The sequence below is a fragment of the Streptomyces sp. NBC_01463 genome, from assembly GCA_036227345.1.
Classification (GTDB): Bacteria; Actinomycetota; Actinomycetes; order Streptomycetales; family Streptomycetaceae; genus Streptomyces.
On the sequence record CP109468.1, the window covers coordinates 2,448,828 to 2,461,120 of the forward strand.

At 71.7% G+C, this 12,293-nt stretch carries 11 protein-coding genes; 3 read left to right on the forward strand and 8 right to left on the reverse strand.

The features are described from left to right. Positions 1–113: 113 nt before the first annotated feature. The 4 genes from infB to rimP form a co-directional block, all read right to left on the reverse strand. On the reverse strand, positions 114–3,257 hold the full coding sequence (gene infB, locus OG521_10580; GenBank protein WUW21210.1) for a translation initiation factor IF-2: 3,144 nt from the start codon (positions 3,255–3,257) through the stop codon (positions 114–116). A gap of 147 nt (positions 3,258–3,404) precedes the next feature. Further along, the gene (locus tag OG521_10585; GenBank protein ID WUW21211.1) at positions 3,405–3,683 is read right to left on the reverse strand and encodes a YlxR family protein; all 279 of its coding nucleotides are present in this window, start codon (positions 3,681–3,683) and stop codon (positions 3,405–3,407) included. Positions 3,684–3,865: 182 nt separating this feature from the next. After that, a complete protein-coding gene (gene nusA, locus OG521_10590; GenBank protein ID WUW21212.1) occupies positions 3,866–4,906 on the reverse strand; it encodes a transcription termination factor NusA in 1,041 nt (346 codons plus the stop codon). Between the two features lie 2 nt (positions 4,907–4,908). Then, the gene (rimP, locus tag OG521_10595) at positions 4,909–5,406 is read right to left on the reverse strand and encodes a ribosome maturation factor RimP (protein ID WUW21213.1); all 498 of its coding nucleotides are present in this window, start codon (positions 5,404–5,406) and stop codon (positions 4,909–4,911) included. Positions 5,407–5,583: 177 nt separating this feature from the next. Between rimP and OG521_10600 the strand changes: the two genes are divergently transcribed. From OG521_10600 to OG521_10610, 3 genes are read left to right on the forward strand one after another with little or no spacing between them, the layout of a single operon-like run. Continuing rightward, positions 5,584–6,129, forward strand: coding sequence for a hypothetical protein (locus OG521_10600; GenBank protein WUW21214.1), 546 nt, complete (start codon positions 5,584–5,586; stop codon positions 6,127–6,129). After that, positions 6,126–6,653, forward strand: coding sequence for a ferritin-like domain-containing protein (locus tag OG521_10605; protein ID WUW21215.1), 528 nt, complete (start codon positions 6,126–6,128; stop codon positions 6,651–6,653). The genes OG521_10600 and OG521_10605 overlap by 4 nt, the downstream gene beginning before the upstream one ends. Before the next feature lie 29 nt (positions 6,654–6,682). After that, the gene (locus OG521_10610) at positions 6,683–7,603 is read left to right on the forward strand and encodes an aminoglycoside phosphotransferase family protein (protein ID WUW21216.1); all 921 of its coding nucleotides are present in this window, start codon (positions 6,683–6,685) and stop codon (positions 7,601–7,603) included. 67 nt (positions 7,604–7,670) lie between these two features. On the opposite strand, the gene OG521_10615 is transcribed toward OG521_10610, so the two are convergent. The 4 genes from OG521_10615 to ispG all read right to left on the reverse strand — a co-directional run bounded on the left by OG521_10615 (position 7,671) and on the right by ispG (position 12,250). Next, entirely contained in the window at positions 7,671–9,371 is a 1,701-nt protein-coding gene (locus tag OG521_10615) for a proline--tRNA ligase (GenBank protein WUW21217.1), read from the reverse strand. A gap of 73 nt (positions 9,372–9,444) precedes the next feature. Continuing rightward, a complete protein-coding gene (locus OG521_10620; protein ID WUW21218.1) occupies positions 9,445–10,020 on the reverse strand; it encodes a GNAT family N-acetyltransferase in 576 nt (191 codons plus the stop codon). A gap of 61 nt (positions 10,021–10,081) precedes the next feature. Further along, positions 10,082–10,924 (reverse strand): GNAT family N-acetyltransferase, encoded by an 843-nt coding sequence (locus OG521_10625; protein WUW26637.1) that lies wholly within the window; start codon positions 10,922–10,924, stop codon positions 10,082–10,084. 171 nt (positions 10,925–11,095) lie between these two features. Beyond that, positions 11,096–12,250, reverse strand: a complete 1,155-nt coding sequence (ispG, locus tag OG521_10630) for a flavodoxin-dependent (E)-4-hydroxy-3-methylbut-2-enyl-diphosphate synthase (GenBank protein WUW21219.1) — start codon at positions 12,248–12,250, stop codon at positions 11,096–11,098. Positions 12,251–12,293 lie beyond the last annotated feature (43 nt).

Below are 12,293 nucleotides of genomic sequence, written 5' to 3' on the forward strand. Positions count from 1 at the left end.
CGGGTTCGCGCCCCGCCGGTGATTGGCAGGGACACAAGAACCGTACACGGAACGGCCGGGGCCGATCGACGGATATACGTCCCGTCGACCGGCCCCGACTGTTGAGGTACGGGTCAGCCTCGCGGCTTCTCGCGCATCTCGTACGTCGCGATGACGTCGTCGATCTTGATGTCGTTGAAGTTTCCGAGGTTGATACCGCCCTCGAAGCCTTCGCGGATCTCGGTGACGTCGTCCTTGAAGCGGCGCAGACCGGAGATGTTGAGGTTCTCCGCGATGACCTTGCCATCGCGCAGCAGGCGCGCCTTGGTGTTGCGCTTGACCTCGCCGGACCGGACCAGCACACCGGCGATGTTGCCCAGCTTGGACGAGCGGAAGATCTCGCGGATCTCCGCCGTACCGAGCTCGACCTCTTCGTACTCCGGCTTGAGCATGCCCTTGAGGGCCGCTTCGATCTCTTCGATCGCCTGGTAGATGACCGAGTAGTACCGGACGTCCACACCTTCGCGGTCGGCCATCTGCGCGGCACGCCCTGCGGCGCGCACGTTGAAGCCGATCACGATGGCGTCGGAGCCGGTCGCCAGGTCGATGTCCGACTCGGTGACCGCACCCACACCGCGGTGCAGGACCCGGATGTCGACCTCTTCACCGACGTCGAGCTGGAGCAGCGAGGACTCGAGAGCCTCCACCGAACCGGACGCGTCGCCCTTGATGATGAGGTTGAGCTCCTGGACCAGACCGGCCTTGAGCGCCTCGTCCAGGTTCTCCAGGGAGAACCGGACACCCTTGCGGGCGAAGTTGGCGTTGCGCTCACGAGCGGCACGCTTCTCGGCGATCTGACGGGCCGTACGGTCCTCGTCGACGACCAGGAAGTTGTCGCCGGCACCCGGGACGTTGGTGAGACCCAGCACGAGGACGGGGGTCGAGGGACCCGCTTCCTCGACGTTCTCGCCCTTGTCGTCGAGCATCGCGCGGACTCGGCCGTACGCGTCGCCGACCACCATCGTGTCGCCGACCCGCAGTGTGCCTCGCTGGACCAGGACGGTCGCAACAGCACCGCGGCCGCGGTCGAGGTGGGACTCGATCGCAATACCCTGCGCGTCCTGCTCCGGGTTGGCCCGCAGGTCGAGCGAGGCGTCGGCGGTGAGGACGACGGCCTCCAGAAGAGCCTCGATGTTGAGGCCCTGCTTGGCGGAGATGTCGACGAACATCGTGTCGCCGCCGTACTCCTCGGCCACCAGACCGAACTCGGTGAGCTGACCGCGCACCTTGGTCGGGTCCGCGCCCTCGACGTCGATCTTGTTGACCGCGACCACGATCGGCACGTCGGCCGCCTTGGCGTGGTTCAGCGCCTCGATCGTCTGGGGCATCACACCGTCGTTCGCCGCCACCACGAGGATCGCGATGTCGGTGGACTTCGCACCACGTGCACGCATGGCGGTGAACGCCTCGTGACCCGGGGTGTCGATGAAGGTGATGCGGCGGTCCTCGCCGTTGACCTCGGCACCGACCTGGTAGGCACCGATGTGCTGCGTGATGCCGCCGGCCTCGCCCGCGATGACGTTCGTCTTGCGGATCGCGTCCAGCAGTCGGGTCTTACCGTGGTCGACGTGACCCATGACGGTCACGACCGGCGGACGGGAGACCAGGGCCTCTTCGCCGCCCTCGTCCTCGCCGAACTCGATGTCGAAGGACTCGAGCAGCTCGCGGTCCTCCTCCTCGGGGCTGACGATCTCGAGGACGAAGTTCATCTCGTCCGCGAGGAGCTTCAGCGTCTCGTCGGAGACGGACTGCGTGGCAGTGACCATCTCGCCGAGGTTCATCATCACGCCGACGAGCGACGCCGGGTTGGCGTTGATCTTCTCGGCGAAGTCGGTGAGCGAGGCACCGCGCGACAGCCGGACAGCCTGTCCGTTGCCGCGAGGCAGCATGACGCCGCCGACCGACGGGGCCTGCATGGCCTCGTACTCCTGGCGCCTCTGCCGCTTCGACTTGCGACCACGACGCGCGGGACCACCGGGACGGCCGAAGGCGCCCTGTGTGCCACCGCGGCCACCGGGACCGCCGGGACGGCCACCGAAGCCGGGACGACCGCCGAAGCCGCCGCCACCGCCGGGACGGCCTGCGCCGCCACCGCTGCCGCCACCGGGACGACCGGCGAAACCGCCGCCACCGCCACCGGGACCGGCCGGACGGCCTGCGAAGCCGCCGCCACCGGGACGGCCTGCGCCGCCACCGCCGCCGGGACGGCCGCCGCCGCCACCGGGACCACGGCCACCGCCGGGGCCACCACCGGGACGCGGGCCGGCAGCGGGACGCTGCGGCATCATGCCCGGGTTGGGACGGTTACCACCGCCGGCGCCGGGGGCGCCGCCGGGACGAGGAGCCTGCGGGCGCGGCATGCCGCCCGGAGACGGACGTGCGCCGCCCTGACCCTGCGGGCGCGGGGCGCCGCCGGGGCCGCCCTGCGGACGCGGGGCGCCGGGGCGCTCCTGACCGCCACCGGGACGCGGGGCGCCGCCGGGACGGGGCGACTGCGGACGGGCCATGCCCGTCGAGCCACCGGAGGTGAAGGGGTTGTTGCCCGGACGGGGACCGGCCGGACGGGCGCCGCCGGGGCGCGGGGCACCCTGGCCCGCGGGGCGTGCGGGGCGCTCGGCGCCACGCTCTCCACCGCGGCCGCCGTCGCGCTGACCACCGTCGCGGCCACCGTCACGCTGACCGCCGGCCGGAGCCGGACGGGCAGGGCCACCGGCAGGACGCGGTCCCGGGGTGGCTCCCGCGGGACGCGGGGCCTGCTGCTGCTGCGGCGCTGCCGGCTGGGCCGGGGCCGGAGCCGAGAACTCGGCTGCGGGCACCGGGGTGACCGGAGCGGCCTTCGGCGCGGGCTTGGGGCCCGGACGCGGGCCGGCGGACGGCGCGGAGGGTGCAGTGGGGGTGCTGCTCGCCGGGGCCTCGGCAGCGGCCGGCTTGGGGGCCGGAACGCCGGGCTTCGGGGCAGCAGGACGTGCCGCAGCGGCCGGGGAGGGCGCTGCGGGCTTCACGGGCGCGGCCTTGCGGGGCGCGCCGGGCTTGGCAGCGGACTTGCCGGCGTTGCCGCCGGGCCCCTGCAGTGCGTCAGTCAACTTGCGTACAACCGGCGCCTCGATCGTCGAGGACGCCGAACGTACGAATTCACCGAGTTCTTGGAGCTTGGCCATGACGACCTTGCTCTCAACCCCGAACTCCTTGGCGAGTTCGTATACCCGGACCTTAGCCACTTCGCTCCTTTTAGGTCCGGGTTACCGCCGGACCGTCGCTACTTCATGGGCGTACTCATCGCGTACTCATCGAGTGCTCATCGCAATCTCGACCTACTTCCAACTCGCGAGGTACCTGACCGCACGGGGTCCCGTGCCGTTCATTTCTTACGGTGTCGCCCGTCCGACGAACCGCTCTACCGCGGCGGGGTCGAACGGCCCCTTGGCCTTGAAGGCCCGGGGGAATGCCCGGCGGCGAACCGCCAGGTCCAGACAGACGGAGACGGGGTGTACATAGGCACCCCGGCCGGGCAGCGTACCGCGTGGATCGGGGACGCATGCGTCCCCGTCCGCCACGATGCGCAGCAGCTCGCTCTTGACCGCCCGCTCCCGGCATCCCACACAGGTGCGCTCGGGGCAAGCGCGGGCTTGCGTCCGGCCAGACACGTTTAAGTCTACCTCCCCGTACCGACCTCACCCCTTTGGGGCAAAAATCGAACGGATGTTGTCGTGATCTCAGCGGCGCGCCGCCTCGATCTATTCCTGGTCGGCCCTGCCGGACCGGTGGCCGGAGTGCTCCGGCCCAGGTCCGCGGCGCAGTGCGATCCGCGCCGCGATCCCCCGTCGGGTCAGCGCCGCTCGGAGCGCTCCCGGGCCCGCTCGGCCCGCTCGCGGTCCGCGACATCGCGCTCGGCGTCGGTCTCGGTGTCCGGGCGGATGTCGATGCGCCAGCCCGTCAGGCGGGCGGCCAGGCGGGCGTTCTGGCCCTCCTTGCCGATCGCCAGCGACAGCTGGTAGTCGGGCACGGTGACCCGGGCGGAGCGCGCTCCGAGGTCAACGACCTCGACCTCGCTCACCCGTGCGGGGGACAGCGCGTTGGCGACCATCTCGGCCGGGTCGTCCGACCAGTCCACGATGTCGATCTTCTCGCCGTGCAGCTCGGCCATGACATTGCGCACACGTCCGCCCATCGGACCGATGCAGGCGCCCTTGGCGTTGAGACCGGAACGGGTGGAGCGGACCGCGATCTTGGTGCGGTGGCCGGCCTCGCGGGCGATCGCGCAGATCTCGACGGAACCGTCGGCGATCTCCGGGACCTCCAGCGCGAAGAGCTTCTTCACGAGGCTGGGGTGGGTCCGCGACAGCGTCACGGACGGGCCGCGGACACCCTTGGCGACGCGGACGACGTAGGTGCGCAGCCGCAGGCCGTGCGTGTACTCCTCGCCGGGCACCTGCTCCTGCACCGGCAGGATGGCTTCCAGCTTGCCGATGTCGACCAGGACGTTCTTCGGGTCCTTGCCCTGCTGGACGACGCCGGTGACGACATCGCCCTCGTGGCCCGCGTACTCGCCGAACGTCCGGTCGTCCTCGGCGTCGCGCAGACGCTGGAGGATGACCTGCTTGGCGGTGGTCGCGGCGATCCGGCCGAAGCCCGACGGGGTGTCGTCGAACTCCTTGGGCTCCTGGCCCTCCTCCAGATCGGCCGGGTCCTCCTTCGCCCACACCGTCACGTGGCCGCGCTCGTCCAGCTCCACGCGGGCCCTGCGGTGGCTGCCGTCGGTGCGGTGGTACGCGATGAGGAGGGCCGACTCGATCGCCTCGACGAGCACGTCGAACGGGATCTCCTTGTCCTGCGCCAAGCCCTTCAGAAGCTTCACATCGATGTCCACGGCTACGCCTCCTCTTCCTTCTTGTCCTTGCGGTTGAATTCCAGCTCCACGCGCGCCTTGGCGATGTCGGCGAAGGCGATCCGGCGGGAGGTGGGCTTGCGGCCCTTGACGCCCGGCACCTCGAGATCGAGGCCCTCTTCGTCGACCGCGATGATGCGGGCCACCAGCTCGGCGCCCTCGTTCGGCGTGATCCTGGCCAGCCGGCCCGTGGCACGTACGTAGTGGCGGTGCTCCGTCAGCGGACGGTCGGCACCGGGAGAGCTGACCTCCAGGACGTACTCGTCCTCGCCCATCGCGTCGGTCTCGTCGAGCCTGGCGGAGATCGCGCGGCTCAGATCCGCACAGGCGTCGAGCTCCACGCCCTCCTCGGAATCCACGATGATCCGCAGCACCCGGCGACGGCCTGCCCGGGACACCTCGATCTCTTCCAGATCCAGCTGCTCGGCGCTGACGAGCGGTTCTACCAGCCCGCGCAGCCTCTCGCTCTGGGTGGTGCTCATCCGGGTGACTCCTCGGCCGCGTGTGCTGTTGTGGGGATCGTCGCGTGTCTGGTCAAAGGGTATCCGGTCCCAAGGGGTGTTGCTGTCCGCCGGCCCCCTGGGCGCGGGTACGCTCGCCAACGGTGATCACTTCCGGACAGATCCAGTCACAACAGGTCCAGGCCCGAAGGAGAACAAGTGCGGCGCACGGGGACGACGCGCAGGGGCGCGCTCACCGCGACGGGAGCGATCGCCATGGGGGCGGTGCTGGCCGGCTGCGGGAGCGGTGGCGATGACGAGAGCTCCGGAAGCCGGGGTTCCGCCCGGGCCGGCGCACGGACCGCGGCCGACCGCTCGTCGGCCGACCGGGCGGAGGCCTCACTGCGGTCGGCGGCCGCGGGAGTGAGCGCCTCACTGTTCGCCGGGTACGAGCAGGTGGCCCGGGACCATCCGGCGACCGCGGCCGGACTCGCTCCGCTGCGTGACGCCGTCCGCGCCCACCTCACCGCTCTAGGCAAGGGCGGCGGCGGCTCGCTCGGCTTCGTCCGCACGCGCCCCGGCACCGGGGACGCCGCCGCGGCGGTCCGGGAGCTGGCGGCCGCGGAGCGGCGTGCCGCGGCCTCGCACACCGAGGCGCTGCTGAAGGCCCCGCCCGAACTCGCCCGGCTGCTCGCCTCGGTCGCCGCGGCCGCCTCCGCCCACGCCTATCTGCTGACCGAACTGGCCAAGGAGACGCGGGCATGAGCGACGACGCAACGCTGAAGGCCGCACAGGCGGCGCTGGCCGCCGAACACGCCGCCGTGTACGGGTACGGGGTCGCCGGCGGCCGGGTCGCCGCAGCCCGCCGTGCCGAGGCCACCGCGGCGCACCACGCGCACCGGGCCCGGCGCGACGCGCTGGTGCGGACGGTGCGTGACCTGGGCGGTGAACCGGTGGCATCGGGTCCCGCGTACGCTCTGCCGTTCGCGGTACCGGACGCGGCCGCGGCCGTGCGGCTCGCCGCGGTGCTGGAGGACCGGGTCGCGGACGTCTACTCCGACCTCGTACGGGCCTCGGAGGGGCCGTTGCGGCGGTCGGCGGCGGACGCGCTGCGGGAGGCCGCGGTGCGGGCCGTCCGGTGGCGCGGCAGCGGCGTACCCTTTCCCGGGCTCGCCGAGCGGGCCGCCGACGGGTCGCTCGTCGGCGGGACGGCCGGGAAGGACGAGACGGCCGGGGCCGGCGCGAAGGCCGGGTCCGATGCGAAGGCCGGTACCGGCGCGACGCACTGAGAGAAGCTCTGAAAGGGAACACGGCACGTATGGGTTTTGAACCGCCGCAGCGTCTGGTGCGAGCGCTCGGCGAGTCGTACGGGGATACGGCCGCCGGGGAATGGCTCGCGCGGCTCCCCGGACTGACCGAGCGGGCGCTCACCGCGGCCGGCCGGGAGCTGACCGTGGAACGGGTCGCCGCCCCGGGCGGGCGCAGCAGCCTGGTCCTGCTGGTCCGGGACGCCGACGGCACCCCGGCGGCGCTGAAGCTCTCCCCGGCCGGGGCGGCGCCGGAGCTGGAGCGTGCGGCGCTGGCGCACTGGAACGGCTGGGGTGCGGTGCGGCTGGCCAGCCCCCCGGACGGGGCGGACTCCGGTGAGGCGCTGCTGCTGGAGCGGCTGCACCCGGAGGTGTCGCTGCGTTCGCTGCCGGAGGCGAAGGCGCTGCTGGAGGCGGCCGGGACGGTGCGGCGGCTCTGGGTCGATCCGCCCGAGGGGCACGCGTTCGAGACGGTCGCCGGGCGGACCGGGCTGCGGACCGCCCCGATGCAGGCCGCCGCGGCGGCCGATCCGGTGCTGGAGCCCCTGGTCTCAGCGGCTCTGGCGGCGCGCGAGGAGCTCCTCGCGGACTCCCCGGAGACCCTGCTGCTGCACGGCAACTTCCGCCAGAGCAAGGTGCTCTCGGGCGAGCGCGCGCCCTGGCTGACGGTCGGTCCCGAGCCGGTCGTCGGCGAACGCGCCTACGATCTGGCGCGGCTGGTGCGGGACCGGGTCGAGGACCTGATCGCCTCGCCCGGCGGTGCGGTGACGGCCCGGCGCCGGGTCAAGAAGCTCGCGGAGGCGCTGGACGTGAACCACGACCGGCTGCACGGCTGGACGCTGTTCCGCGCGGTGGAGTCGGGCACCCGGGCGCTCGCGGCGGGGCGCCGCGAGGAGGGCGAAGTGACACTGGAGTTCGCCGGCTGGCTGTAGCCGCCGCGCATGCCGAAGGGCCCCGCACGGATCTCCGTGCGGGGCCCTTCGGCATGTGGCCGGGCGGTCAGCCCTGCTCGGTGAGGCGGGCGATCGCCTCGTCGACCGTGAGCTCCTCGCGCTCGCCGGTGCGACGGTCCTTCAGCTCCAGGACGCCCTCGGCCGAGCGGCGGCCGGCGACCAGGATCTTCGGGACGCCGATGAGCTCGGAGTCGGTGAACTTGACGCCGGGCGAGATGCCCGGGCGGTCGTCGACCAGGACGCGCAGGCCGGCCGCGTTCAGCTTCTCGGAGACGTCGAGGGCCAGCTCGGTCTGGAGCGCCTTGCCCGCGGCGACGACGTGCACATCGGCCGGGGCGATCTCGCGGGGCCAGCACAGGCCCTTGTCGTCGGCGGTCTGCTCGGCGAGGGCGGCCACCGCGCGGGAGACGCCGATGCCGTAGGAGCCCATCGTGACGCGGACCGGCTTGCCCTGCTGGCCGAGGACGTCGAGGGAGAAGATGTCGGCGTACTTGCGGCCGAGCTGGAAGATGTGGCCGATCTCGATGGCGCGGTCCACCTGGAGGCCGGTGCCGCACTTGGGGCAGGGGTCGCCCGCCTCGACGACGACGACGTCGAGGTAGTCGTCGACCTCGAAGTCGCGGCCCGCGACGACGTTCTTCGCGTGCTTGCCCTCCTTGTTGGCACCCGTGATCCAGGCGGTGCCGGCGGCGACGCGGGGGTCGGCGATGTAGCGGACCTTCTCCAGACCCTGCGGGCCGACGTAGCCGCGGACCAGGTCGGGGCGGCCCACGAAGTCCTCGGCGGTGACGAGCTCGACGACGGCGGGGGTGAGGTGCTCGCCGAGCTTGCCGAGGTCGACCTCGCGGTCGCCGGGCACGCCCACGGCCACGATCTCGCCGTCGACCTTGACCAGGAGGTTCTTCAGGGTGGCGGAGGCCGGGACGCCGAGGTGGGCGGCGAGGGTCTCGATGGTCGGGGTGTCGGGGGTGTCCAGCTCCTCGACGGGGCCGGTCGCCGAGCCGTCGGCCGGGGTGGCGTTGAACGTCACGGCCTCGGTGTTGGCGGCGTAGTCGCAGTTCGGACAGTCGACGAAGGTGTCCTCACCGGCGGGCGCCGGGGCGAGGAACTCCTCGGACGCGGAGCCGCCCATGGCACCGGAGACCGCGGAGACGATGCGGTGGTCGAGGCCGAGCCGCTCGAAGATCCGGATGTAGGCGCCGCGGTGCAGCTGGTACGCCTCGGCGAGACCCTCGTCGGTGGTGTCGAAGGAGTACGAGTCCTTCATCTGGAACTCGCGGCCGCGCAGCACGCCGGCGCGGGGGCGGGCCTCGTCGCGGTACTTGGTCTGGATCTGGTAGAGGATCACGGGCAGGTCCTTGTAGGACGAGCACATGTCCTTGACGACCTGGGTGAAGACCTCTTCGTGCGTCGGGCCGAGGAGGTAGTCGGCGCCCTTGCGGTCCTGGAGCCGGAAGAGCAGGTCGCCGTACTCGTCGTAGCGGCCGCTCGCCTCGTACGCCTCCTTGGGGAGCAGCGCGGGGAGCAGGACCTCCTGGCCGCCGATGGCGTCCATCTCCTCGCGGACGACGCGGGTGATGTTCTCCAGGACCTTCTTGCCGAGCGGCAGCCAGGACCAGATGCCGGCCGCGGTGCGGCGTACGTAACCGGCGCGGACGAGGAGCTTGTGGTTGAGCGTCTCGGCGTCCGCCGGGTCGTCGCGCAGTGTCTTGATCATCAATCGGGACATGCGCTGGACCTGGGCCATGATGAACTCCTGCTCGGAAGGGTGATGTGCAGGAGGTTAGCCGGGCGGCGGGGGCGGGCGGAAATCGATTCGCTCAGGGATGCCCGGGGCGGAGCAGTGGAAGTGGTGCTCCCATGACCGCGTACGGCATCGGCGCGCTGGGGAAATGCACCTGGCGGGCCAGGTCCCGGTAGCCGAGCGAGCGGTACAGACCGCGGGCCGGGCTCTCCGTGTCGATCGCCGAGAGGATGGACCGGGGCTGCCCGACGCCGTCGGTGATGGTGGTGATCAGGGTGCGGCCGATGCCGCGGTTCTGGTACTCCGGCAGGACGTGGAGCTCGGTGATCACGAAGGAGTCGTCGAGCCAGCCCTCCGAGCCGGTGGCCCGCAGACAGGGCTCGACGACGGTGGACCACCAGTGGCCGCGCTCGTTGGGCATGCCGTAGACGAAGCCGACGAGGTCGCCGCCGGCGGTCATGGCGCCGAGGGCGCGGGCGCAGGGGTGGTCGAGGTGTCTGAGGACGATGTGGCGGCGCACTTCGATCTCTTCGGGGCCAAGACCGAAGGCGACGGCCTGTACGGCGAGCGCCTCGTCCACGCGGGCGGCGAGATCGATCGGTCCGATCCGGACGCTGGAGGTGTGGGGGCCGTCCCCGGAAGCTGCTGCCATGAGCCGACCCTACTGTCCGTGGCGGGGTGCGGGGTACGGGCCGGCACTGTCCGCTGCCGGGTCAGAACAGCACGCTCATGAACGCGCCGGTCTCGCGGAAGCCGATGCGGCGGTAGGCCTTGCGCGCGGGGGTGTTGTAGTCGTTCACGTACAGGCTGACGATCGGCGCGACATCGGCGAGCGCGTAGCGCAGGACGGCCGCCATGCCGGTCTCGGAGTGGCCGCGGCCGCGGAACTCCGGGGCGACCCAGACGCCCTGGATCTGGCAGGCCTGGGCGGTGGTGGCGCCGATCTCCGCCTTGAAGACGACCTTGCCGTCCTCGATCCGGGCGAAGGAGCGGCCGGCGCCGATGAGCTCGGCGACGCGGGCCTGGTAGAGGAGTCCGCCGTCGCCCGCGAGGGGGGAGATGCCGACCTCCTCGGTGAACATGGCCACGCAGGCCGGCATGAGGACGTCCATCTCGTCCTTGCGGACGCGGCGGACCAGCGGGTCGGCTGCCACGGTGTCGGAGGGGCTCTCGGTCACCATGAGCGGCTGGTTGGCGCGGACCTCCCTGGCCGGCCCCCAGCCCGGTTCGAGGAGCCGCCACAGCTGTGCGGTGGGCTCGGCTGGGCCGACGATCGAGGAACAGCGGCGGCCGGCCCTGCGGGCGCGGTCGGCGAAGGCCCGGACGGCTTCGGGGGTGGCGCAGATGGGGACGAGATTGGCTCCCGAGTAGCAGAGGGAGCGCAGCTGCCCGTCCGCGTACCAGCCCCACATCTCGCCGCCGAGGCGCCAGGGGTCGAGGCCTGCGATCTGGACCCTGGAGGTCACGAAGGCGTTCGCTACGGGTTCGCTCTCCAGCACCGCGAGGGCGGCGCCGAGGTCGCTGGGTTCGAGGACCCGGGTGGTGGTCTGCGTCAACACGAGGGGGCCTCACCATGCGGTCTGCTGATTTCCGCACTGTACCCAAAGAGGCCCGGAGGCGCCGCTCGTGGCCGTGAACAGCTTCCGCGGAGGGCGGTGACCTCGCTCACGAGCAGCGCCCCGCGGGGAGTGTTCCTCCGGCGGGGCGCTGTCGTGGGTGTCATGGGATCAGCTGATCGAGACCTCGGGCTCGCCGGAGGCGACGCCGTCCTTCTCCATCTGTTCGGCGATCTTGAGGGCTTCTTCGATGAGGGTCTCGACGATCTTCGACTCGGGCACCGTCTTGATGATCTCGCCCTTGACGAAGATCTGGCCCTTGCCGTTGCCGGACGCCACACCCAGGTCGGCCTCACGGGCCTCACCGGGACCGTTGACGACACAGCCCATCACGGCGACGCGCAGCGGCACCTCCATGCCGTCGAGGCCCGCGCTCACCTGATCGGCGAGCTTGTACACGTCGACCTGCGCACGGCCGCACGACGGGCAGGACACGATCTCCAGCCGCCGCTGCTTCAGGTTCAGCGACTCCAGGATCTGGAGTCCGACCTTGACCTCCTCGGCCGGCGGCGCGGAGAGCGAGACGCGGATCGTGTCGCCGATGCCCTCGCTGAGCAGGGCGCCGAAGGCGACGGCCGACTTGATCGTGCCCTGGAAGGCGGGGCCTGCCTCGGTCACGCCCAGGTGCAGCGGGTAGTCGCACTGCGCGGCGAGCTGCCGGTAGGCGTTCACCATCACGACCGGGTCGTTGTGCTTGACGGAGATCTTGATGTCCCGGAAGCCGTGCTCCTCGAAGAGGGACGCCTCCCACAGCGCAGACTCCACCAGGGCCTCGGGCGTCGCCTTGCCGTACTTCTTCAGCAGCCGCGCGTCGAGCGAACCGGCGTTGACGCCGATCCGGATCGGCGTGCCGGCGTCGTTCGCCGCCCGCGCGATCTCCTTGACCTTGTCGTCGAACTGCTTGATGTTCCCGGGGTTCACCCGCACCGCCGCGCACCCGGCATCGATCGCCGCGAACACGTACTTCGGCTGGAAGTGGATGTCCGCGATCACCGGGATCTGCGACTTCGAGGCGATCGTCGCGAGCGCGTCCGCGTCGTCCTGCGTCGGACACGCCACCCGCACGATCTGACAGCCCGACGCCGTCAGCTCCGCGATCTGCTGCAACGTCGCACCGATGTCCGACGTACGCGTCGTCGTCATCGACTGCACCGAGACCGGCGCGTCCCCACCGACCGCCACCGACCCGACCTGGATCTTGCGGCTGACCCGCCGTACGGCGAGCTGGGTCGGAACGGTGGGCATTCCGAGAGAAATCGCAGTCATGCGCTGAGCATCCCCAAGGTGTGGATCAAGGTCCCGAGTTCGG